General features: G+C 37.7%; 23 protein-coding genes. 6 read left to right on the plus strand and 17 right to left on the minus strand.

Annotation, left to right across the window (positions count from 1 at the left end):
* Positions 1–60: 60 nt before the first annotated feature.
* Positions 61–633: a nucleotidyltransferase family protein gene (locus tag B7700_RS08000; RefSeq protein WP_084888239.1), complete on the minus strand. Its 573-nt coding sequence runs from the start codon at positions 631–633 to the stop codon at positions 61–63.
* Positions 614–1,612 carry a Holliday junction branch migration DNA helicase RuvB gene (gene ruvB / locus B7700_RS08005; protein WP_084888240.1) on the minus strand — a complete coding sequence of 333 codons (999 nt, stop codon included), beginning with the start codon at positions 1,610–1,612 and terminating at the stop codon, positions 614–616. The genes B7700_RS08000 and ruvB overlap by 20 nt, the downstream gene beginning before the upstream one ends.
* A 133-nt stretch (positions 1,613–1,745) precedes the next feature.
* Here ruvB and B7700_RS08010 point away from each other — a divergent pair, with 133 nt between their 5' ends.
* Positions 1,746–1,820: a type I toxin-antitoxin system Fst family toxin gene (locus tag B7700_RS08010; protein WP_084888304.1), complete on the plus strand. Its 75-nt coding sequence runs from the start codon at positions 1,746–1,748 to the stop codon at positions 1,818–1,820.
* Positions 1,821–1,982: 162 nt separating this feature from the next.
* Here B7700_RS08010 and B7700_RS08015 read toward each other — a convergent pair whose 3' ends face one another.
* Genes B7700_RS08015 through B7700_RS08025 form a run of 3 tightly spaced genes read right to left on the minus strand, consistent with a single transcriptional unit; the run spans position 1,983 to position 4,380 of the window.
* Positions 1,983–2,711 (minus strand): ABC transporter permease, encoded by a 729-nt coding sequence (locus tag B7700_RS08015; protein WP_084888242.1) that lies wholly within the window; start codon positions 2,709–2,711, stop codon positions 1,983–1,985.
* The gene (locus tag B7700_RS08020; protein ID WP_239822557.1) at positions 2,712–3,440 is read right to left on the minus strand and encodes an ABC transporter permease; all 729 of its coding nucleotides are present in this window, start codon (positions 3,438–3,440) and stop codon (positions 2,712–2,714) included.
* 4 nt (positions 3,441–3,444) lie between these two features.
* Entirely contained in the window at positions 3,445–4,380 is a 936-nt protein-coding gene (locus B7700_RS08025; protein WP_084888244.1) for an ABC transporter ATP-binding protein, read from the minus strand.
* 536 nt (positions 4,381–4,916) lie between these two features.
* Between B7700_RS08025 and B7700_RS08030 the strand changes: the two genes are divergently transcribed.
* Positions 4,917–5,777: a helix-turn-helix domain-containing protein gene (locus B7700_RS08030; RefSeq protein WP_084888245.1), complete on the plus strand. Its 861-nt coding sequence runs from the start codon at positions 4,917–4,919 to the stop codon at positions 5,775–5,777.
* 82 nt (positions 5,778–5,859) lie between these two features.
* On the opposite strand, the gene B7700_RS11345 is transcribed toward B7700_RS08030, so the two are convergent.
* Positions 5,860–6,054, minus strand: coding sequence for a DUF5966 family protein (locus tag B7700_RS11345; protein WP_084888246.1), 195 nt, complete (start codon positions 6,052–6,054; stop codon positions 5,860–5,862).
* A gap of 191 nt (positions 6,055–6,245) precedes the next feature.
* Here B7700_RS11345 and B7700_RS08040 point away from each other — a divergent pair, with 191 nt between their 5' ends.
* The gene (locus B7700_RS08040) at positions 6,246–6,338 is read left to right on the plus strand and encodes a type I toxin-antitoxin system Fst family toxin (RefSeq protein ID WP_084888247.1); all 93 of its coding nucleotides are present in this window, start codon (positions 6,246–6,248) and stop codon (positions 6,336–6,338) included.
* A gap of 845 nt (positions 6,339–7,183) precedes the next feature.
* Here B7700_RS08040 and B7700_RS08045 read toward each other — a convergent pair.
* From B7700_RS08045 to leuS, 9 genes are all read right to left on the minus strand, one after another.
* Entirely contained in the window at positions 7,184–7,600 is a 417-nt protein-coding gene (locus B7700_RS08045) for a GNAT family N-acetyltransferase (protein WP_084888248.1), read from the minus strand.
* Between the two features lie 11 nt (positions 7,601–7,611).
* Entirely contained in the window at positions 7,612–8,307 is a 696-nt protein-coding gene (locus B7700_RS08050) for a GNAT family N-acetyltransferase (protein WP_084888249.1), read from the minus strand.
* Between the two features lie 94 nt (positions 8,308–8,401).
* A complete protein-coding gene (locus B7700_RS08055) occupies positions 8,402–8,821 on the minus strand; it encodes a DUF3021 domain-containing protein (protein ID WP_084888251.1) in 420 nt (139 codons plus the stop codon).
* A gap of 9 nt (positions 8,822–8,830) precedes the next feature.
* A complete protein-coding gene (locus B7700_RS08060; RefSeq protein WP_084888253.1) occupies positions 8,831–9,286 on the minus strand; it encodes a LytTR family DNA-binding domain-containing protein in 456 nt (151 codons plus the stop codon).
* 18 nt (positions 9,287–9,304) lie between these two features.
* The gene (locus B7700_RS08065) at positions 9,305–10,147 is read right to left on the minus strand and encodes an ABC transporter permease (RefSeq protein ID WP_084888255.1); all 843 of its coding nucleotides are present in this window, start codon (positions 10,145–10,147) and stop codon (positions 9,305–9,307) included.
* Positions 10,147–11,013 carry an ABC transporter ATP-binding protein gene (locus tag B7700_RS08070; RefSeq protein ID WP_084888257.1) on the minus strand — a complete coding sequence of 289 codons (867 nt, stop codon included), beginning with the start codon at positions 11,011–11,013 and terminating at the stop codon, positions 10,147–10,149. Before B7700_RS08070 ends, B7700_RS08065 begins: the two co-directional genes overlap by 1 nt.
* Before the next feature lie 669 nt (positions 11,014–11,682).
* Positions 11,683–12,915: an acyl-CoA thioesterase/BAAT N-terminal domain-containing protein gene (locus B7700_RS08080; protein ID WP_084888258.1), complete on the minus strand. Its 1,233-nt coding sequence runs from the start codon at positions 12,913–12,915 to the stop codon at positions 11,683–11,685.
* A 56-nt stretch (positions 12,916–12,971) separates the two neighbouring features.
* On the minus strand, positions 12,972–13,427 hold the full coding sequence (locus B7700_RS08085; protein WP_084888260.1) for a MarR family winged helix-turn-helix transcriptional regulator: 456 nt from the start codon (positions 13,425–13,427) through the stop codon (positions 12,972–12,974).
* Positions 13,428–13,523: 96 nt separating this feature from the next.
* Positions 13,524–16,025, minus strand: a complete 2,502-nt coding sequence (gene leuS / locus B7700_RS08090; RefSeq protein WP_084888262.1) for a leucine--tRNA ligase — start codon at positions 16,023–16,025, stop codon at positions 13,524–13,526.
* 319 nt (positions 16,026–16,344) lie between these two features.
* Between leuS and B7700_RS08095 the strand changes: the two genes are divergently transcribed.
* The 3 genes from B7700_RS08095 to B7700_RS08105 are packed head-to-tail and all read left to right on the plus strand — an operon-like array spanning position 16,345 to position 20,137.
* Entirely contained in the window at positions 16,345–17,385 is a 1,041-nt protein-coding gene (locus B7700_RS08095; protein WP_084888264.1) for an ABC transporter substrate-binding protein, read from the plus strand.
* A gap of 12 nt (positions 17,386–17,397) precedes the next feature.
* On the plus strand, positions 17,398–18,489 hold the full coding sequence (locus tag B7700_RS08100; protein ID WP_084888266.1) for an ABC transporter ATP-binding protein: 1,092 nt from the start codon (positions 17,398–17,400) through the stop codon (positions 18,487–18,489).
* Positions 18,479–20,137: an ABC transporter permease gene (locus B7700_RS08105; RefSeq protein WP_084888268.1), complete on the plus strand. Its 1,659-nt coding sequence runs from the start codon at positions 18,479–18,481 to the stop codon at positions 20,135–20,137. The genes B7700_RS08100 and B7700_RS08105 overlap by 11 nt, the downstream gene beginning before the upstream one ends.
* 93 nt (positions 20,138–20,230) lie before the next feature.
* Here B7700_RS08105 and B7700_RS08110 read toward each other — a convergent pair whose 3' ends face one another.
* Positions 20,231–20,932, minus strand: coding sequence for a histidine phosphatase family protein (locus B7700_RS08110; protein WP_084888270.1), 702 nt, complete (start codon positions 20,930–20,932; stop codon positions 20,231–20,233).
* 232 nt (positions 20,933–21,164) lie between these two features.
* Positions 21,165–22,682 carry an N-acetylmuramoyl-L-alanine amidase family protein gene (locus B7700_RS08115; protein WP_192855676.1) on the minus strand — a complete coding sequence of 506 codons (1,518 nt, stop codon included), beginning with the start codon at positions 22,680–22,682 and terminating at the stop codon, positions 21,165–21,167.
* Positions 22,683–22,693: the final 11 nt, after the last annotated feature.

A 22,693-nucleotide genomic window follows, 5' to 3' on the forward strand; every position in this document is an offset into this window, starting at 1 on the left:
TTTAAGTTAAGGTCTTCTTAACTTATGGACTTAGTATACACTTCCTAGCTTAAAGTTTCCTTAAGTATTTTTAAAAATCAATTTTTTCCATTTTTCCTGCCAATTTTTCTTGGATAATCGTGTTTGATAGAGCTTCATTCGGTCTTCATTCTCTAAAAAATGAGGAGTTGGACGAACTTGAAAATTCAAAATATCCTCCAAACCATAAGGGGAATAGAATTCAAAATCGGATTCTTCATTCAAGCGTAGTCCAACAGCCGTACATCGTTCTGGATACTTACTCATAGCATCACGAGAACTGGTATAGGGAGCAGTATGAGGGCTATGCTGGTGCATATAGACTTGATTTTTCAATTCCCACTGGTACTGAGGAAAGTCCTCTCTCAGCTTTCTCTCTAGGGACAAGGTTTCCTCATAAGAAATATCTGGATCAAAGAAAATCACATCTACATCTGTTTCACAGTCAAAAGGGGATTTGTCTGACAAGAGATTCCAGATGAAATTTCTGACAGAACCTGCCGCCAACCAGGAATCTGTCAACTCCAAGTTTCGGATGACAGTCAGAATAGCCATCATATCTGGATTTTTTCTAACAGCCTCTAGAATTTCTTGCTTATTTTTCATTGTACTCATATCCCAAATGCTCATATGCCTTAGCAGTCGCCACTCGTCCAGACCGTGTCCGCATGATAAAACCTTTTTGAATCAAGTAGGGCTCATACATGTCTTCAACTGTCTCGCGCTCCTCGGCAATATTAACAGAAAGAGTTCCTAGACCGACAGGGCCACCACCGTACATCTCAATCATGGTCCGAAGGATTTTTTGGTCCACATAGTCTAGACCTTCATGGTCAACATCCAGCATAGTCAAAGCCTTATCGGTAATAAGATCATCGATAGTCCCATTCCCCATAATCTGAGCAAAATCGCGCACGCGCTTGAGGAGACGATTGGCAATACGAGGGGTCCCACGACTACGCAAGGCCAACTCAGATGCTGCCTCATGAGTGATTTCCATCTCAAAAATATCTGCCGTCCGCTCGACAATTTCCGTCAAATCAGCATGGGCATAATACTCCATATGACCTGTAATCCCAAAACGTGCCCGTAGCGGATTGGAAAGCATACCAGCCCGAGTCGTCGCACCAATCAAGGTAAAAGGTGGCAACTCCAAATGAACGCTGCGACTGCCTTCACCAGCCCCAATCATGATATCAATGTAGAAGTCTTCCATGGCGCTATAAAGCACCTCTTCCACAGACATGGGCAAGCGATGAATCTCATCAATAAAAAGGACATCCCCAGGCTCTAAGTCATTCAAAATCGCTACTAAATCACCAGCCTTTTCAATGACAGGCCCAGACGTCTGCTTGAGATTGACACCCAGTTCGTTAGCAATAACAAAGGCCATGGTCGTCTTCCCCAAACCTGGAGGCCCAAATAAGAGGACATGATCCAGCGCTTCATCCCGCATTTTGGCAGCTTCGATAAAGATTTGGAGCTGGTCCTTGACCTTATCCTGCCCAATATATTCACGTAAGTACTGAGGACGGAGCGTGCGTTCTACTAACTCCTCATCCCCCATTATCTCATTATCTAAAATTCTACTCATGGCTCTATTATATCAAAAAACCAAGCCACAAACAAAAAAGCCACCTGATTGGGTGACTCCTGAGTTTAGCACTTATGTGGTATAATATTATACGGCACTTCAACACCGCCTACGAAAGGAGGTGAATTAGCCCATGATAGAACTAATCCTTAAAACTATCATCGGACCGATTGTGGTCGGTGTCATCCTTCGCTTAGACGATAAATAGCTAAACAAAAATAGATAGTGTCAAAAAAGACCCCGAGCTTAATGTGGAAGTTAGCTTGGGGTCTTTTCTAGTCCATGATATAGAACTAGTACTCAATTCCTTTTTATTATCCCATAGTTCACAAAATTTTTCAAAGGTTTATACCCTCATCTACTCAGCTTGTCATTTATAAGCAAAAATAGTGTTCATCATGCGTTTATCTGCCAACAAATAAAGAAGACATGCCACCAAGGTAATCAGCCACACGGCATATACAGAAACTGTTAAAATCGTGAATTCCTCCATGATGATTAGTAGTAAATTTGCCAGATAATATCTCCCAACAACCGTTGTTAAAGTAAACAAACCTGCAAATGACAATAAAAAGGCAAGTGGTAGGGCAAGAATAAGTTCCTTCCGATATTTTCCTAAGAAGAGGACAATAATGCCAGCAGACAGTGTATAAGCAAAAGCAATTACTCCATAACCAAATCCCCACGATAAAATTGTAAGACTAGAGAAAGCAAAATCACCATCCATTAGCTCTAGGATAAGCATAGCCAAAAAGGTAAATTCACTGACTAGTAGATTTATCAACAAAGTAAGCATAAACTTCGCTTGGAGTAATCGTTTCAAATCGATAGGAATCAGTCTGAGATTTGAAATCGTTTTAGACACTTGTTCTATTCTTATCGAATCCACTAAAATCATGCTCGAAAAAGGGAGGAGAAAATAGTAGTTCAAAAAGAAGAAACCATTTTCTACATACCAACCATTCACACTACCGTACGAATGCCCTTGATAAATCTGATGACCAATCATAAACTCTAACAAAAAGAGCAGGATGGCTACAAAGGGAATCATATACAGTATCTTTCGCCTTCTTAGTTTAATCAATTCTAGCATCAACATTTATCCATCCACCTTTCTTAACCAAGATTTAATGGACAAGAAAGACAAAACAAGTAAAGATAAACCTAGTACAATAATCGATAAGATAGCTGGCTGTTGAAGCACCACTCCTTCTCTATTTCCTTCCCAGATTAAACTGTTAGCACTTGTTACTGGACTGATATTTGGACTCGTCCTTGCTAAAAAAAATGACACTAAAACATACATGACACCGACCAAATTTCCAACTATCTCCTTGCCTCTGACTTTTATCATGACCAGAGCAACTAAAGGAAATACTCCCATGGGAATTAAGACACCACTACTCATACAAAGATAGAAAAATCTTAATAATAAAGACAAACTGACTGTCGAAGAAAAGCGAGATAGTAGTGCGAATAAGGAAACCGAAATATAGGTGAATAACATGATACACAGAGCATTGATTTCTATATACAAAATCTTAGCCCAGAATGTCTTCATTAGATTTGCTGAAGCGAGTTTCAAGTTGTTCATGATGCGATAGCGATATTCTACACCAAATGCCTGTATTGTATAGGAAACACAATACAAAGGGAGAATCAAAAAGTTTAAATAAGACAAAGAAAATTTATAGACAAAGGGAAATGAGTCAAACAAGCCTCTCGCATCATTTACATAATAACAGATGAGAGCTAGGTAGAGGGAAACAACACCATATACGACAAAATTCAGTTTTTGATGCCTTTGTTTGAGAAATTCAATCTTCACTAAATCAAGCAATTCCCTCACCTCCTGTTACCCGCTTAAAGTAATCCTCTAAACTTTCATTGTTTTTATAAGAATATTCTTTTAGAACTATTCCGTTATCTTTTAAGGAGTTAGATACGACTGCAATGTCAAAAGTAGGTGATTCTCCCTGAAGTTCAAGTTCTATATCCGAAAGAATACTAATCTGTTCTTGCAGATTTATCCTGCAAAGCACTTCCTTAGCTTGAGGAGCATCCGAAACAATTAGGTGGATTTTCCTTTTATCTGCACCATCTATTAATTCCTGCATAGTCTTTTCAGCCATAAGGTGGGCATCATGCAGTATCCCAACTCTATCTACAAGCTTTTCAAGTTCTGAAATAATGTGACTGGATATTAAAATCGAAATGCCATGATTGGTACTGAGTTCCTTTAGATAACGGCGCATTTCAAGGATACCAATAGGATCTAAACCATTTGTTGGTTCATCTAATATCAGAATTTTCGGCTGGTGCATAATAGCGTTAGCAATTGCTAACCTTTGCTTCATTCCCAGAGAATACTGCTTGAATAGTTTTTTATTTTCCCCATCTAATCCTACTACTTGTAAAGCTTGCTCTACCTGTTTTAGCGAAATTCCTCTCAATCTTGCAAAAATAGAGAGATTTTCAGGTCCCGTTAAATTAGGATAAAAAGAAGCACTGTCCAATACCACACCGATTTGAGATAGCAAATCCTTAGAAAATTCACCTAACAGTTTTTCAGATAGAATATTCACTTCACCACTATCCATAGCTGTCAAGCCTAAAATAGCCTTGATAAAGGTTGTCTTTCCAGCTCCATTTCTTCCTAGTAAGCCATAAATTTCTCCCTGTTTTAGCGTAAAGTCTATCTTATCTAAGATAATTTTCCCATCATAGGATTTTGATAAATTAGATGTCTGTATTACTGGATTTCTCATTTTATTCTCCTCCTAATATCTATACACCCACATCAAAAGACATAATAGAGTAGTTCCTGTATAACTACTTATATGAGAAGGTAATAAGGTATAGCAAACTTACAGTACCCCCTTTAAGTCCTTCAATCTATGACACGATTCATTATATAAATGTTACTTCACAAACATTTAATAAATAAATCCTCCAGTCCAAGATTAACTACACTAATTGTTGAATCTTGTTGTATAACTCTCGAACCCAAAATATATTGTAGTTGATTTATAGCTTTTTAAAGCAAACGCTTACAAAATAATCCTGAAAAAAGATGATATAAAATGATTTTACGAAACTTTGCTAAAATACTCATATTAACCACCTTTTTCTTATCTTTACACTTGTAAGTGTACTACTTTAAATCTTCTTTGTCAATAAAAATATTCTTTTTTTCAGTTTATTTTCTATTTATTCTTTTGAGACTATTTTTGTGTCAGGAAGTTGAAAAATAGAGATTAAAAGTATATAATTAATCATAAATTTATTTAAAGAAGGTTTAAAGATGAGCATATTATCTGACAAACTAAAAGCAAAGAGAAAAGAAAAAGGCTTCTCACAAAAAACACTTTCCGAAGGAATTTGTGAGCAAAGCCAAATCAGCAAAATAGAGCGTGGCAACTATATGCCTGCTGCTGATTTACTCTATAAACTTGCAAATCGGCTTCAAGTTCCTTTAGAATATTTTTTCGATGAACAGATTGAAATGACTTCCAATATAACACCGTTTAAGAAATTAGCAGAAAAATTACTTGAAGATCGAAATTACGAGGATTTAGAATACCTCTTAAACTTAGAAAAAGAAAAGTCTCAGTATCTGTCTACTGAGGATGAATTTTATCTTCTATGGATTCAAGCGATTATCCTTTTCTACTTACATAGTTCCAAAGATGAAGCTATCGCCAGTCTAGAAAACGCTTTGCCAAAGCTTTCGATCAGCTCATCTGTGTATCTTAAACTTCTCAATACTTTATCTAATTTTTATTTTTCTGTAGGGCGTGATGCAGAATATGAAGAAAATAACTCACTTCTTATCAGTTTGTATCAGGAAAAAGATTTAAACCACCAAGAGTTTTTATTTGGTTATATTCGAGTTAAACATAATTTCGCCTATTATTTACACTCTAAAGGGAAGGAGTTAGAAGCTGTCCAAGAAGCCTTAGAAACCATTGACTTTTGTAAACAAAAAGAGACCAGCTATCAGCTGGCGCCTCTTTTAACTATCGTTGCGAACGCCGGAAAAGATTTTTTAAAGCACGATGAAATTCTTGACTATTATTTACAGGCTCGTGATATCTGTAAAATATACGAGCACAAGCTCTTGATGGCTAAGATTGACCATTTTTTGAAAGATAAGGATAGGTGACTTCGATCGTAATAAGTTATAATTACCAATTAGCTAGAAACATAAAAGTGGAGAGGAACTAATGTAGTTTTCTCCACTTTTGTTAATATCCCCTCTTCCACTTGTATCCTGCCCAGCATGCTAAAGCCAGTAAAACTAAATTAAAGATGATAAAGAAAGTCACAAAACCAAATAATCCATTCTGGGATAAATCTTCTACATAAAGGTTGGATTCAGTAAAGAACAGATAAATTCCATAATCCTCCACGAAAATAAGAAAACTGACAAAACCAATCATAAGTCTGAGAAAAAAGTCTTTAAAATCAAAAAACGCATAATATCAGTGTTGAAAACCTTGATACTATGCGTTTTATTGTGGAAAGATTTACTTCATTTTCTCCTGAAATTGAGTTTTTGCCCAATTTCTCTTTTATGGTATAATATTGTTCGGCACTTCTACACCGCCTGCGAGAGGAGGTGAATTAGCCCATGATGGATACAATACTTAAAACTATCATCGGACCAATTGTGGTCGGTGTCGTTCTTCGCTTAGTCGATAAATGGATAAACAAGAACAAATAGTGTCAAAAAGACCCCAAGCTTATTTGGACGTGAGCTTGGGGTCTTTTCTAGCCTATGATATAGACACAATACTTAATTCCCTTTTATTATCCCACAGTTGACAAAATTTGTCAAAACTTTACATTCTCAGCTTCTCAAGCTTTAACCGCTTTACAACAAGACTTTCAAGTTTAAGAGAAAGTTAGGGATTCTATCAATTTCATAGAAATTTTGATTTAGTAAACGAAGAGACAATCTTACATGTCACTCCTCATTTAATACGCCACTACTGGACAAGCAAAATCATTATTACAGCAGTTCCAGTCCTTCAATTAACAGTCACTTACAATCAAATTGAGTTTGAAGTAGCTGAAGTAACAACAAACCTATTTCTTAGTCATATTCGCTAAAAAATCCCCGCCAAAATCTCAAAAAGTCCCCGCCAATTCCCCGACCAAAATCCGAAAAATACCGAAAAATATCGAAAAATGATTTTTAGAATAGTCTCCAAAAGCCTGAAATAGAGCCAAAAAACTCCACCTGATTGGGTGGAGTTAAGGGAGATTATTATGAAAAAGAAAAGTTTAGGATTTTATTAAATAAAGTTAGGAGGTCTTTATTTAATAACTATATGATACAAGATGAAGCTTAAAACTAGCTTAACTTTTCTCAAATTCTACCACTTTTCAAAAAATTTCTATTACCATCACCTCACCCCACAAAAAAGCCACCTGATTGGGTGACTTCATTAGGAGATTATGATGAAAAAAGTTTAGGATTTCATTAAATAAAGTTAGGAGGTCTTTATTTAATGGTTATATAATACTAGACCATTCTTAAACTTTGCTTAAGAAAAACAAGTTTTGTTATTTTTCTCTATTCACCCAAGTCATCCCTATACAATTATAGGTGGATAAGATTTCAAAGCCCATAGAACGATAGAATCCAAAGGTTCTTTCTGTCTGTTCTGTCACCAGCTGGACTTGATAGACATCTTTGTAATCCTCTAAAGCCTCTTTCATTAGGGCACTACCAATCCCTTGACGCTGATAGATAGGTAAAACGATTAAATCCTGAACCAATACTGATGAGAAACCATCTCCGACTAAACGGACCAAGCCCACCACAGTATCACCATCAAGCGCCACATAAATCGCTAATGAATGAGATAAGGCCTGCTCCAGCATCTCTGATTGATCGGTATAATTTGTCCAACCGACAGCCTGATAGAGATGCAAAACATCCTCTAGCTTGACAAATTCTTGCTTTTTAATAGTGATCATGTCAACACCTCTTAAAACTCTCTCAAGCTCTTGTACTGTCGTCCATTTTTATCAAAATTTTCAGGAGCCAACCATGCTTCTAATCGAGCTTTGACTTGGGGCCAGTCCTTATCAATCATAGACAACCAATCCGTATCCCTCGTACGCCCCTTATAAACGACTGCTTGACGGAAAGTTCCTTCATAGACAAATCCCAAACGCTCCGCAGCTCGTCTGGATGGCAGATTTAAGGCATCGCATTTCCACTCGTAGCGACGATAGTTAAGCTCCTCGAAAACATAGCGCGCCAAAAGATACTGAGCCTCTGTCCCTATTCGTGTCCCCCTGAGCTCTGGAGAAAAAGTGACTGCTCCCACCTCTATTACTCGATTATTCTGGTCAATACGCATGAGTGAAAAAGTTCCCAAGGCCTTACCAGTTTCCTTGTCTACAATCGCATAGTAAAAGCGATCCTTACGAGCCAACATCTGATTTAAAACGGCAACCAGCTCCTCCATATCCGCCACTGGTTCCTGAAAGAGGTAGGTCCACATCTCCCGAGGAGTATCTGGACCATATACAGCTAATAAATCATCCGCATGCTTTTCCACCGAAAGAGCCTCTACCCTAGCATAACGCCCTTCTAAGAAATCAATAGCAGGCAATTCGCCCGGTGTATAACCTTCCATTGACTCACCAATCATCTGACCATATTCATTTACTGGCATAGTATTCTCCTTGTTTTTACACTGAAAATACTATATCATAAATTACTCTAAATGGAAACTAGCACTCTCCTCTAACTTCATACTAAACACTACACTATTTATCCGTTTTCTTTCTTTTATTCTCCAAGGCTTGATTAATTTGTTGTGTGAGTTTATGAGTCCGCCAGATTTGATACAACCATATCAATCCATAAATTAACAAGAAAAAGAACCAAAGCAAGGGACTCCACAAGGCTGAACCCCAACCAAAAAATAGAGAGGTCAATACTAAAATAGTAGCTGTCACTAATAAATGAACTCCTACGCGTATACTAAAAGCAAGAAACTCTAGCTTTTCAAGTATTAAAGTCAATACCCCCATAATTCCACCCATTAAAAACAGGGCTAGAATATTTTTTATCATTGGTTCAGGATAGGTAATACCTGGATAACACTGAGCTAATAACATCATACTCAAATAAAAGAAAGAAGCCGTACGCATTCCCGATACAAAATAATCAATTAATCGTTTCATGATTTTCTCCTATAAACCTAGATAATTCATTAGGGACTTAACGTATTTCCGGCTCACACTAGATTTGATGCCCCGAGTCATTTTAGCCATCATGTTCCCTGAAAAACTATCTGATAACGATTCTAAGTGGTCAATGTTTATAATTGAATGACGTGATATCTGTATAAAGTTACGCCGATTAATCCGATTCTGAAAGTTTATCAATGTTTCCTTAGTTTTATAAATCCCGTCTACCGTATAAATGGTTAATAAATTCTTATCAATATCAGCTAGAATAATATCCTCAATCTTCACCATAACCAGATAATCATCCGCCCGAATAGGAATGGCCACCTGATTGGTTGTTGAAAATTGTTCTAAATACTCCATGACTTCCCTCGCTTGGTCGGTTAACTGAGCTGCCTGAATTACAATATGTGGGTCCTTTTCTGAAAACTCTGCCTTCATTTCAAAACGAATCTTCATTTTCTCTCCAATATACTTTTATTTTCTCTTGCTAAACACTTTAACAAATAAAATCCAAAGAAAAATAGCGACAAGACTGATAATAACCACTATAAAGTATGTCTCTTCCTTTGTCAATAGTTCTTGCCAGTTGATTTGGATTCCCATTTTTTCTTGAAATTCCTTTAACAATCTGCTATTTCCTGTAAATGCAGTTTCTAACCGCTCTTTCATTAAAATTTGTCGATAGAGAGAAGCAATATAAGTTGCAGGGGTACCCTTCATGATAATCTGTGCAAAATCAGGTAAAACTCCAATAGGGACATAAGTTCCTACTAAAAATCCAGAAGCAGTTCCCACTATAGTTGCCAGTTTGCCAAGGCTATCTACAGATTGAAAACGGTAAATCAAGAGAATATTTATCAAACTTGAAAGCAGACTGCTTAACAACATAATCAAAGCAATTTCCGGTAAATGACTGATAACTGGACTCTCTTTAAAATAAAACTCCATAACAGCAAACATAAACACCTGCATGACAAAAGAGATGGCAATACTACTGATTAGATAGGACACCTGTAAACCCCAGATCCCTAAATCTGTCAAGAAGAGATCTTGATCCACTTGATTTTCACGATCCTGTACCATTTGTGTAAGAGCCGTAAAACTAGTTGTAATCCCAGTCACAGCCAAGGTCCCACCCATCAGCCAATTATTTAAAAGGTTCGTATTATCAGGGAGTTGATACCAAGCGTCCGTCAAGTTCTTCTGCAAAAAAATGATATAAAGGAGGAAGGAAATCAATGCCCCCAATAATGAGAAAAATACTCCTGAACGATTACGAAAATATAAGATAAAATTCCGTTTCAATAAAGCTAACATTAGCGAACCTCTCTTCCTGTAAGTGCAATAAAGGCATCATCCATGGTACCTGGACGAAACTCAAAAGAATCAATTTCTTCTCGTACTTTTGCCAAATATTCAATAGCTTCCAGTGATGTCCTTGGATAAAAAAGATATTCCAACTCATTTTCTTCCTTTACTGTCATTCCAGTCTGTAGCAACTTTTCTAAATCCTTCATTTCTTTAAAACGAATTTTTAGAATATTAGATGCATACTGACTTTTAATAGCCGTCGCAGAACCTTGCGCAATCACTTTCCCATGATCAACGATATAAATCTGATCCGCTTCATCCGCTTCATCCAGATAATGAGTCGTTAAGATAATAGTCATCCCTTCATCCTTTTGTAGTCGAGACAGTAAATCCCAAATGGCTTTGCGAGTCTGAATATCTAGACCTGTCGTTGGTTCATCTAAGAAAAGAATATCTGGCTGTGAAAGAAGAGCACGCGCAATATCAACCCTACGTTTTTGCCCACCTGACAAAGTCCCATATAGTTGCTTCTGGAAAGCAGTCAAACCCAGTTGATGGATCAAATCATCCACACGACTTGCTGCAATCTCCTCATACTGTTGAGCACGAATCGTAAGATTTTCCCTAACCGTCAACATCTCATCTAGTACACTAGCTTGAAAAACAACTCCGATTTTCGTATTTGGCGCATATCGAATCTGACCTTTTGTCGGCTTTTTCAAACCAATTAACATGGAAATGGTGGTTGATTTTCCTGCACCATTGGGACCCAAAATAGCATTAAAACTCCCTTTTTCAAACTCTAACTGAATATCGTCAACAGCCATATGATTGCCGTACCATTTGCTCAAATGTTTAGCTTGTAAAATCATATTTCTTCCCTCCTTTTATCTCACTAGTTTAACAAAAATAATGACAGAAAAATCGACTTTTGAGATAAGTGGTTAAAATGAAAGGTTAAGTGGTGAGATGATTAGGGTTAAGTTAAAGTAGAGAAGGCTACAGCCATTTTTCTCCTACCGAATTGCTAAATGAAGCTTAAAAACACTTACAAGAACACATTATATTTTTAAATATGCGCTATAAAAGAGATGTTTTACCGCATCTGGCCGAAAAATTCAAGAATCGGTAGTATTATTCTCGCCAAATCAAACAATAAAAAATTAACTAGAAATCATGACACACAATCCCTTCTATCAAAATGAAACTGCTGAATATGATATGATTGAATTTGAAGCAAGTAAGTATTGTCTTGAATTTGAAACTTCCATTAGCCAAATTTTTAACGACAAGTAAATCCATTAGGAAATAATCTATGAAAAGAATTTTCAATACAAGCAAAAAACAGCTCTTTTTATCCGAGAAGAGCTGTTCTATTTTATGAAAGAGAAAGTCACTAGTAACTCTTGTACTTCTCTCTACGTTTTTACTGTTTGAGTTCAAATTTATCTTGTTTGAGCAATTGCTTTTGTAGACTGGACTACCAACCAGAACTGTGTTTTTATCTTAGTTAGGACTATTATAGTACGGTTCAGCACTATCTACAAATTTTTCAGATGTGTATCAAAATAATTTATCGTGGCAAACCATGAGTCTACACTTTCTTTCATTAATAAGCGCCAATCTTTTCGATAACGATGATTCGGTTGATAAGCAATCGTCAACATATGCCCTGTTTCATGATATTTTTTAAACAAAATGGATTTCCCTTTATAGTGTGAAATAATATCATCTATCGCGGATGATGCATTCCATATTTCATCAACATCACTTCCTAGTAATAATAAAGGAGAGGCAATTTTACTCACATCAATCTGAGCCCTACTATCTTCAGGAATGTGTTTTCCAAAAAACTTGTTTAACAAATAATTTCCTAACTGAAATTTTTGATACGGAAGTTCTTTTTGCAAATATGTCCAAGAAGATGAATGAGAGTTGAATTTTCCCTTTATTCCCTCAAATATTACATTTGAGGGGGAATTGAGTACCAAACATTGCACATCTTCCAAAATACTTTGTCCAGCCAGAACAAGCTCTGCTCCTTTAGAGCGACCATATATTCCTATTTTTGTATTATCAACTTGAGGATGATGATATAGAAAATCTTTCGCCTCTTCCAGACATTCTATCGGAATTCGTTCTAAATTTTGGGGTAATCCCTCTAAACCAAAATAAGCTATCGCAAGACAAATATAGCCTCTTGAAGATAAAAGTTGGGCAATATTTTGAGCTTTTTCAATTCTCCCCTCACTACCGCTAACAATAATCACGGCTGGCGCCCTTCTTAACTTTTCATCATAGAATAATCGACCTTGAAAATGCTTGTCATAGATATCTTGATATCTTACTCCTAGATTCATATAACGCCTTACGAAACTTTGCTCCGCGACCACATCTTTCCCCAGCTTGATTTTAATTTCAACACCAAAACAATCTCGTAATGGAATTCTATCAAGAGAACTCGGTAATCTCCTTTTCCTATTCTTCAACGGTTTCGCATTAAAGAATAATCCCATTTCTGAAACTCCTTTATAAGATCCCGAAATAGATGCTGTCTGAGAGGTATCAATCATACCGTCCTGATCAGATAAAAAAATTGCGGTTGATTTCCATATAACATCATAATCTAAAAGCAAGGGAGCATTTATACAGTAATAATCAGACAGGTACATTTCTACACAATACATTGCCCTTGGTTCTAAGCCATTGATAGCAATATAAAAAGATTCATCCGCTAAATCTGTTTGTGAAATCAGTTCTATGTTTACAGTCATATCTTCTCCTTTTTGTTAATCTGATTAACAATTGTATTTAAAATTTACCGCGACTTTTACCACGGTAATTCTCCCCACACCTTTTCAATATCATCCATCAATTTCACAACTGTTTGAAGTTCCTCCTCGCTATAGTTGTTTAAAACTGAAAAGATTGATTTTTCAATATGCGCTTGTTGTTCCTTATGGATTTTAAAAACTTCGATGCCTTTTTCAGATAATCTCAAATATTTATTTTTCCCATTATTCGGTTCAAAATCAAAAACAACTAAATTTTTTTGAATCAATCTTCTAACACTTTGAGTTATTGCACTTCTCGAAACTTCTAATAATTCAGATAATTTTACTAGATTTAAGGGCTGATTTTTCCCAATCACAACAATCAAATGTACCTCATTCAACGTAATGGATTTGTCAACACCACTTTTATGTTGATTTTTTTTTAACTGGTCAAACGCTAAAATAAATCTATTGAAACGATTATTAAATGCAATAAATTCTTTTTTATCCATAATCTCTCTTTTCTTTGTTAATCATATTAACAAAATAGAAACTTCCTGTCAAATAAAAAATGAATCCTCCAGATTCTACTCTGAAGGATTCCTATCTTATTTCACAACAATGTTAACTAATTTATTCGGTACCGCAATCACTTTCACGATGTCCTTACCGTCAATTTCTGCTTTGACTTTTTCGTCATCCAGAGCAATTTCTTGCAATTCTTCGCGTGATAGGTCTTTAGCGACCATGAGTTTGGCACGGACTTTTCCTTTGATTTGGACAACGATTTCGATTTCGTCTTCAACTAGTTTGCTTTCGTCCCATGTTGGCCAAGATACATAAGAGATAGATTCTCCTGTTGCTGCAACTGTTTGCCAAAGTTCTTCTGCCAAGTGAGGTGCAAATGGGGCAATCAATTGGATAAATCCTTTGGCATAGTCAACATAGAGCTTGTCTTCCTTGTTAGCAGCGTTGACAAAGACCATAAGTTGGGCAATGGCTGTGTTGAACTTCATAGACTCAATTTGTTCTGTGACAGCTTTGACCGTTTCATTGTAAACCTTGTCAAGAGCGCCATTATTTTCCGCAAGAATTTCTTTACTTGTAATCAAGCGGTAAACACGGTCAAGGAACTTACGGCTTCCTTCCAGACCTTCTTCTGACCAAGCAATCGAAGCATCAAGTGGTCCCATAAACATTTCATAGACACGAAGGGTATCGGCACCGTATTGCTCCACCACGTCGTCTGGATTAACAACGTTCTTGAGCGATTTAGACATCTTGGCTGGCGCTTGCTCTAACTCCTCTCCTGTTTCCACATGGAAGAAAGAACCGTCACGTTTTTCAACCTTATCGGTTGCCACAAGAGCCCCACGGTGGTCACGGTAGCTTGTTCCCAAAATCATCCCTTGGTTAAAGAGTTTTTGGAATGGCTCTTTCGTCGGAACAACACCGAGATCATAGAGGAATTTGTGCCAGAAACGAGCATAAAGCAAGTGAAGAACGGCATGCTCTGCACCACCCACGTAAATATCTACTGGCAACCATTGTTTGAGAAGTTCCTCATCAGCCAATTTCTCAGTATTGTGTGGGTCAATATAGCGGAGGTAGTACCAGCTTGAACCAGCCCATTGTGGCATGGTGTTGGTTTCACGACGACCTTTGACACCATCTTCACGCGTCACTTCAAGCCAGTCGGTCAAGTTAGCCAATGGACTCTCCCCAGTACCTGAAGGGCGAATGTCCTTGGTTACAGGCAAGACAAGTGGCAATTCATTTTCAGGGACAGCTGTTGAAGTGCCATCTTCCCAATGAATGATTGGAATTGGCTCACCCCAGTAACGTTGACGGCTAAAGAGCCAGTCGCGGAGACGGTAGGTAACCTTCTCTTGACCACAGCCTTTTTCTTCCAACCAAGCCACAATCTTGGCAATAGCGTCTTCTTTGTTGAATCCATCTAGGAAGTCTGAATTAACGTGAAGGCCATCTTCTGTGTAGGCAGCTTCTTCAACGTTTCCACCTTCAAGTACTTCGACGATTGGAAGGTCAAATTGTTTGGCAAATTCCCAGTCACGTTGATCGTGGGCTGGAACAGCCATTACCGCACCTGTCCCATAGCTAGCAAGAACATAGTCTGCAATCCAGATTGGAATTTCCTTACCATTGACAGGGTTGATAGCATAAGCACCAGTCCATACACCTGTTTTTTCCTTGGCAAGGTCTGTACGAGCCAAGTCTGACTTGAGGCTGGCTTGGTGTTTGTAGTCAGCTACAGCCTCAGCTTGCTCCGGACTTGTGATAGCGTCAACCAAATCATGCTCAGGAGCCAAGACAGTGAAAGTAGCACCGAAAAGGGTGTCCGGACGAGTAGTAAAGACTGTAAATTCCTTTTCTGCTCCTTTTACTTTGAAAGTTACATTAGCACCAGTTGATTTCCCAATCCAGTTGCGTTGCATGTCCTTGATAGACTCTGGCCAATCAAGTTCATCTAAGTCATTAAGCAAGCGCTCCGCATAGGCCGTGATTTTGAGCATCCATTGGCGCATTGGTTTACGGACAACTGGATAGCCTCCACGCTCAGAAGTTCCATCAGGAAGAACCTCTTCATTAGCAATAGCTGTTCCCAATTCCTCAACCCAGTTTACTGGTACTTCCGCTTCATAGGCCAAACCTTTTTCGTAAAGCTTAGTGAAAATCCATTGCGTCCACTTGTAGTAGTTTGGATCTGTTGTATTGACTTCACGATCCCAGTCATAAGAAAATCCAAGCGCATTGATTTGGCGTTTGAAGTTAGCAATGTTCTCAGCTGTAAATTCTGCTGGGTCATTCCCCGTATCCATAGCATATTGCTCTGCAGGCAAACCAAAAGCATCCCAACCCATTGGGTGAAGGACATTGTAGCCTTGCGCACGTTTGAAACGGCTGAGGATATCGGTTGCAGTATAGCCTTCTGGATGTCCTACGTGCAATCCAGCTCCAGACGGATACGGAAACATGTCAAGCGCATAAAACTTCGGTTTTGATGCATCTGTTCCTGTCTTAAATGTATGATGTTCTGCCCAGTAGCCCTGCCACTTAGGCTCAATTTCTTTATGATTGTAAAAACTCATGGTCTCTCTCCAATTTTGTGATGTTACTATTATACCATTTTTGAGGGAATTTGAAAGACGAGAAATGTTCTTTTGGGCTTGTATGCCAAGAAAGACTGAATCGCAAATCCAGCTTATTTAGCAGTATAAAAAATTAGCTAGCACTTGAAATTAACTTATATCGATTATTTGTCTCTTCCATCTTTTTCCCCCTAACGCCTTTGACTCATATTCCCCGTTTTAGATTTCTTTAAGGTTTTTATTATATCCTGTAGAACTCTACATTTTAAAAACATTAACAATCTAGGTAGAGAAAACGTTCGTAAAAAAGGAGATTCTTATGAAAAAACTACTATTCTTTCTCTCTTGTGGATGGATATTTCTTACTTTATCAGGATGTTCTTCAGCTATAGAAGCGGAGACTAACACTGAAAAAGGTTCAGATAACACTTTGGTTGTCTACTCACCTAACCCTGAAGACCTTATCGAAGAAACAATCCCAGCCTTCGAAGAAAAATATGGTATTAAGGTTGACTTAGTACAAGCCAGTACTGGTGAATTGTTCAAAAAAGCTGAGGCCGAAAAAGAATCCCCTGTAGCTGATGTCATTTTCGGAGGCTCCTACGCCCTCTTCTCTTCTAACGAAAATCTTTTTGAACCTTATATTTCTCAAGAGAACGACCAGATAATCCCTGAATATCAAAATAAAACAGGATTCTACACACCTTACACACTGGATGTCAGTGTCATCATTGCCAATTCAGCTCTTACAAAAGATATTAAAATTGAAGGCTACAATGACCTACTCAATCCTAAATTAAAAGGAAAAATTGCTACTGCTGATCCAAGTAACGCATCTAGCGCCTTTGCTCAATTAACAAACATGCTTGTCGATCAAGGTGGATACGAAAATGAACAAGCTTGGACCTATGTGAAAAATCTATTTACCCTAGTAGATGGAAAGATTGCATCTAGTTCTTCAAATGTTTACAAAGCTGTCGCCGATGGGGAAATGGCTGTTGGACTCACCTATGAAGATCCTGCCTTAAAACTTTTAAACGACGGAGTTGATGTAAAAGTCATTTATCCAAAAGAAGGAACCGTCTTTTTACCTGGTAACGCGGCTATCGTCAAAAACGCCAAACATATGGAAAACGCTAAGAAATTTATCGATTTCCTCCTTTCTCAAGAAATCCAAGATAAGCTAGGAACTGAAACAACAATCAGACCCATTCGTAAAAATGCTAAAACCAATAAAAATATGAAAGCTATGACAGAAATCAATATTGCCACTGAAGATTCCGATTATGTCATTAAAAACAAATCCGCTATTCTTAAAAAGTACAATGACATTTTTACAGATATCCAATCTAAACAGTAAAAGAGGTTCACTATGAGTGAGATCAAAATTATTAACGCCAAAAAAATCTACCACGATGTTCCTGTTATTGATAATTTAAATATTACAGTTCCCAAAGGAAGTCTCTTTACCATCCTTGGTCCTTCAGGGTGTGGGAAAACGACCCTTCTTCGTATGATTGCAGGTTTCAACAGTATCGAAGGCGGAGAATTTTACTTCGATGATACAAAAATCAATAATATGGAACCCAGCAAACGCAATATTGGCATGGTTTTCCAAAACTACGCTATTTTCCCACATTTGACTGTCCGAGACAATGTTGCTTTTGGTCTCAAGCAAAAGAAAGTTCCAAAAGAAGAATTGATTCAACAGACCAACAAGTATCTTGAACTCATGCAAATTGCTCAATATGCGGATCGAAAGCCAGATAAACTCAGTGGTGGACAACAACAACGTGTCGCCTTGGCACGTGCCTTAGCGGTTAATCCAAGTGTTCTCCTCATGGACGAGCCACTTAGTAATCTGGATGCCAAACTTCGCTTGGATATGCGTCAAGCCATTCGAGAAATCCAACACGAAGTGGGAATTACAACCGTTTATGTGACCCACGACCAAGAAGAAGCTATGGCTATTTCAGATCAAATTGCTGTTATGAAAGACGGAGTCATCCAACAAATCGGTCGACCAAAAGAACTCTATCATAAACCAGCTAATGAGTTTGTAGCAACCTTTATCGGACGCACAAATATTATCCCTGCCAATCTCGAAAAACGGAGCGACGGCGCTTATATCGTCTTTTCAGATGGCTATGCTCTTCGAATGCCAGCTCTTGATCAGGCTGAGGAGCAAGCCATTCATGTAAGCATTCGTCCTGAAGAATTTATCAAAGATGAATCTGGAGATATTGAAGGAACTATTAGCGATAGCGTCTATCTTGGACTAAATACGGAGTATTTCATTGAAACAGGCTTTGCCTCAAAAATTCAGGTTAGCGAAGAATCAACTTTTGAAGAAGATCTACAAAAAGGCGATCGTATTCGTCTACGAATCAATACTCAAAAATTAAACGTCTTTTCTGCAGATGGTTCCCAAAACCTGATAAAAGGAGTCAACCATGGAACGTAAAAAACTAAATATTTGGACAGCCTCCTCTTTCTTCATCTTTCTTACCTATCTTGTCTTTCTCGTTTATCCTATCGTTACCGTGCTCAAGCAAGCACTCATACATGAAGGACAATTCTCACTAGCTAATTTTGTCACTTTCTTTAGTAAAGCTTACTACTCTGAGACACTTGTCAACAGTTTCAAGGTCTCCATTACCGCTACTGTCACTTCCTTAGTTGTAGGAACCCTATTAGCTTATCTCTTTTCCATGTATGACTTCAAGGGAAAGAAATTTCTACAAATATTGATTATCATTGCTTCCATGTCAGCTCCTTTCGTGGGAGCCTACTCCTGGATTCTCTTGCTGGGACGAAATGGGGTAATTACTAAATTCCTGACAAATTCTCTTCATCTTCCAGCTATCGATATTTATGGATTCAAAGGAATTGTACTTGTCTTTACACTGCAACTATTCCCACTGGTATTTCTATACGTTGCTGGTACAATGAAAAGTATTGACAATTCTCTACTTGAAGCCGCTGAAAGCATGGGATCCTTCGGATTTAAACGTATCGTAACGGTTATTTTACCTCTCCTAGTTCCAACCTTACTAGCTGCTGCCTTGCTTGTATTTATGAGAGCATTCTCAGACTTTGGAACGCCTATGTTGATTGGTGAAGGATATCGGACTTTCCCAGTCTTGATTTATACCCAATTTATTAGCGAGGTTGGAGGAAATTCTGCTTTTGCATCTGCTTTAGCAATTATGGCGATTATCATCGCCTTGGCAATTTTCCTTATCCAAAAATACATTTCAAATCGCTACAGTTTCAGTATGAATTCGCTCCATCCAATTGAGCCTAAAAAAACTACAAAAGGAAAAATAGCTGCCATTTATGCGACAGTCTACGGAATTATCTTGTTCTCTGTTCTACCTCAAGTCTACTTGATTTATACTTCTTTCCTAAAAACATCAGGTATGGTATTTGTCAAAGGCTATTCTCTAAACAGTTACAAGGTAGCTTTCAATCGTATGGGATCTGCTATTTTCAATACTATTCGTATCCCTTTGATTGCCTTAGTTCTAGTTGTCCTATTCGCAACATTTATCTCCTACCTAGCCGTTAGAAAACGGAATTTGTTTACAAACTTAATTGACAGCCTCAGTATGGTACCTTATATTGTACCAGGAACCGTTCTAGGGATTGCCTTCATTTCTTCTTTCAATACCGGTCTATTTGGAAGTGGATTTCTTATGATTACAGGGACAGCTTTCATCTTAATTATGTCCCTATCTGTCAGAAGATTACCGTATACTATTCGCTCATCTGTTGCTAGCTTACAACAAATAGCCCCAAGTATTGAAGAAGCTGCTGAAAGCTTAGGAAGTAGCCGTCTCAATACCTTTGCCAAGATTACAACTCCAATGATGCTATCTGGTATTATTTCTGGAGCCATCCTATCTTGGGTCACAATGATTTCAGAACTCTCTACTTCTATCCTCCTCTACAATGTCAAAACAAGAACAATGACTGTAGCTATTTATACAGAGGTTCTCAGAGGGAATTACGGTGTAGCCGCAGCCTTGTCAACTATCCTGACTGTTCTAACAGTAGGTTCCTTGCTCTTGTTTATGAAAATCTCTAAAAGCAATAGTATTACACTTTAGTTTTCCCCATCAAAAACAGCCGAAAGGACTAACCTCGGCTGTTTTTTCTTATCTTGATATTCCTATCAAATCCCTATTTCATAGCAAGCAAGTCTAGACTGATTTAATAGAGGCTTCCTCCATCTTCTCACGTCCTAGTTCTCGGTAACTACGGTCGCCGACAACTTCTACGCTAAACTGGCCGTCCTCATATTCAAGTATCGTCACGCTACCATTATCTAGACCATGCGGATGCATACCATTAATTAGATAAACAATGGTTCCAATAGTCATTCCGTGGCTGACAACGAGGGCATTGCCCCCACCCTGCTCTTCCATTTCTTTGGCAATCGCTTCAAAGCCTTCCTTAATTCGGCCACTGAGTTTTTCCCAGCCTTCAGCCCAACCAGCTGTATCGACCTCTACCAAACCCTCAGCCAGTTCAGCATAAGACAATTGGTGAACGTGGTCCACATTAAAGATACGAGGAATAATGCCCATGAAAAGATCACCATCATAAGCTCCGTCAAAACTACCGAAACACCATTCTCTGATACGCTTGTCCATGCGATAAGGGATTTTTCCCTGCAAGCCAAGTTCATCAAGGATAATTCCCATTGTCTGAATGGTGCGCCCAGAATCACTCGAATAAGCGCGCTCAAACTGCAGACCAGATTCTCTCAAACCGATTCCTAATTCTTGAATTCCTCGCTCACCTTCAGCTGTTAAGGGAGTATCGCTCCAACCTTGCGCGCGACCAATCGTGTTAAACATGGTCTTGCCATGACGTACCAAATACAATCGTACTTTTACCATTTTCCGTCCTCCGTTTGCTTCTATTATATCATGGATGATAAAACAAAAGCCACCCATACAGGCGACTTTTGCAGGAGATTATTATGAAAAAGTTTAGGAGTTCTATTAAATAAAGATATTAGATGAAAATCAAATTCAAACTAAATCAGTGTTGTCTGTTTCAAATAATATTAGGAGGTCTTTATTTAATGATTATAGTATACACATCCAACCTTAAATAGAACTTAAAAAATTATACCCATTCACCTTTTTCATTTACTTTATAGCCGTTAATGGTCATATTTTTTGCCAATTTCCCATCAGCTAACAAGTAATACCACTTATCCCCATCCTTAATCCATTGGTTACGAGCGTACTTGCCATCTTGGTTCAGATAATACCAACTATCATACTGAGAATCAAATACCCACTCACTCTTAGCCATGTAACCGCCACGTTTTAGGTAGTATTCGCCCTGCCAAGCTTTCTCCACATAACTACCAGTTGAGTCTACATAAAACCAGCTCTTATAATCTTCATCATAAATCCATTCACTAGCAGCCATTGAAGCATCTGCTTTTAGATAATAACGGCCTACCCAGCGGTTTCTTACAAGATTGCCAGAAAGGTCATTGTAATACCATTTGCCAGACTCTTTAAACCACTTACTTGCTTGATAATCCTTCTTAGTCTCTCCATTAGAAGTAACGGTGGCTTGAGTGGAAGTCAAAGCTGAAACTGAGGATGAATTTCCAGTAGAAACTGCTTGAATAGCTTCCTCTTTCGTAACCTTAGGCTTAGCTTTGCCTTGGTAAACATCTTCTATACGCTTAGTAAAGACAGATAATTCTTCAGGGGATAACATTCTACTATTTTTGTAATTACCATCCTCACTTATATCAGCTTCTGTTTTTATCTTTCTAACAGCTTCTTCTACTATGTCATCAATCTTACTAAACATAGAAACTTTATCTGCTTTCGAAAGTGAATCGTCATTACTAATGGCTGTTTTCTCCATGAAGGCAACAGCATTAACTTCTCTGATATTCTTCTCAATAGGTGCTAGAGAAAATGCTTGAAAATCATCAGACAACAGAGAGGCTATTTTTTTCAAATATTCATTCAGATCACCCATTTTGTCGTAATATGTAGATATCCACCCAGGTGTACCTGGACCTGTTCCCCCGTAACTTACATACACTGATGAAGCTTGTTTTAACATTTTTTCTCTTTCAATATTTGTATAATATGGATTTTTCTTTATGTATGAAATGATATGATCTTTCTTTTTTAAAGTTGCAATGCGTAAAATCTCTTCTGAAATTTCCCTTTTTATACTTTCAATTTCATAAAGTTCGTCTCTGCTACTTGGATTAATACTATATAATCTCTCTTTCCAATATTCCAAATAAAACGAAGAATTTAATATTTCCTCTTCTTGTCTCTTCAAAGATTCGAAAAACCATTGAGTACGATTTGATAAGATTTCAGGGATTTTGTTCTTGATTTCATTTATGTCATCCTGAGAAAAAGGAATTGTCTTCCAATCAACCTTCTCTATCTCATTTAATATCTTCTGCTTGTTCTTATCCTGTAATTCTTTATAAGATTCTTTAATTTTATTTACTTCTTTCCTAACTTCTTCTGGACTCACACTAGTGATAGTTTCATGGCTTTCTTCCTGCGCAGAAACTACTTGATTGGCAAACGTTGGTACTAGTAAAGTCGACAGTCCCAAAGCTACTAAAGCATGTTTCATTTCTTTTTTCATCATTTTCTCCT

It is taken from the genome of Streptococcus mitis (assembly GCF_002096755.1).
GTDB classification, from domain to species: domain Bacteria; phylum Bacillota; class Bacilli; order Lactobacillales; family Streptococcaceae; genus Streptococcus; species Streptococcus mitis_AC.

Bases quoted from the DNA above. Each gene is read 5' to 3' on its own strand.
- B7700_RS08050 (WP_084888249.1), bottom strand. From the start codon at position 8,307: ATGCCAGTAAATGAATATGGTCAGATGATTGGTGAGTCAATGGAAGGT.
- B7700_RS08070 (WP_084888257.1), bottom strand. From the start codon at position 11,013: ATGATTTTACAAGCTAAACATTTGAGCAAATGGTACGGCAATCATATG.
- B7700_RS08030 (WP_084888245.1), top strand. From the start codon at position 4,917: ATGAGCATATTATCTGACAAACTAAAAGCAAAGAGAAAAGAAAAAGGC.
- B7700_RS08055 (WP_084888251.1), bottom strand. From the start codon at position 8,821: ATGAAACGATTAATTGATTATTTTGTATCGGGAATGCGTACGGCTTCT.
- B7700_RS08060 (WP_084888253.1), bottom strand. From the start codon at position 9,286: ATGAAGATTCGTTTTGAAATGAAGGCAGAGTTTTCAGAAAAGGACCCA.
- B7700_RS11345 (WP_084888246.1), bottom strand. From the start codon at position 6,054: ATGATTGGTTTTGTCAGTTTTCTTATTTTCGTGGAGGATTATGGAATT.
- B7700_RS08115 (WP_192855676.1), bottom strand. From the start codon at position 22,682: ATGAAAAAAGAAATGAAACATGCTTTAGTAGCTTTGGGACTGTCGACT.
- B7700_RS08000 (WP_084888239.1), bottom strand. From the start codon at position 633: ATGAGTACAATGAAAAATAAGCAAGAAATTCTAGAGGCTGTTAGAAAA.
- B7700_RS08105 (WP_084888268.1), top strand. From the start codon at position 18,479: ATGGAACGTAAAAAACTAAATATTTGGACAGCCTCCTCTTTCTTCATC.
- B7700_RS08025 (WP_084888244.1), bottom strand. From the start codon at position 4,380: ATGAGAAATCCAGTAATACAGACATCTAATTTATCAAAATCCTATGAT.
- B7700_RS08065 (WP_084888255.1), bottom strand. From the start codon at position 10,147: ATGTTAGCTTTATTGAAACGGAATTTTATCTTATATTTTCGTAATCGT.
- ruvB (WP_084888240.1), bottom strand. From the start codon at position 1,612: ATGAGTAGAATTTTAGATAATGAGATAATGGGGGATGAGGAGTTAGTA.
- B7700_RS08100 (WP_084888266.1), top strand. From the start codon at position 17,398: ATGAGTGAGATCAAAATTATTAACGCCAAAAAAATCTACCACGATGTT.
- B7700_RS08045 (WP_084888248.1), bottom strand. From the start codon at position 7,600: ATGATCACTATTAAAAAGCAAGAATTTGTCAAGCTAGAGGATGTTTTG.
- B7700_RS08080 (WP_084888258.1), bottom strand. From the start codon at position 12,915: ATGACTGTAAACATAGAACTGATTTCACAAACAGATTTAGCGGATGAA.
- B7700_RS08015 (WP_084888242.1), bottom strand. From the start codon at position 2,711: ATGTTGATGCTAGAATTGATTAAACTAAGAAGGCGAAAGATACTGTAT.
- B7700_RS08085 (WP_084888260.1), bottom strand. From the start codon at position 13,427: ATGGATAAAAAAGAATTTATTGCATTTAATAATCGTTTCAATAGATTT.
- leuS (WP_084888262.1), bottom strand. From the start codon at position 16,025: ATGAGTTTTTACAATCATAAAGAAATTGAGCCTAAGTGGCAGGGCTAC.
- B7700_RS08040 (WP_084888247.1), top strand. From the start codon at position 6,246: ATGATGGATACAATACTTAAAACTATCATCGGACCAATTGTGGTCGGT.
- B7700_RS08095 (WP_084888264.1), top strand. From the start codon at position 16,345: ATGAAAAAACTACTATTCTTTCTCTCTTGTGGATGGATATTTCTTACT.
- B7700_RS08110 (WP_084888270.1), bottom strand. From the start codon at position 20,932: ATGGTAAAAGTACGATTGTATTTGGTACGTCATGGCAAGACCATGTTT.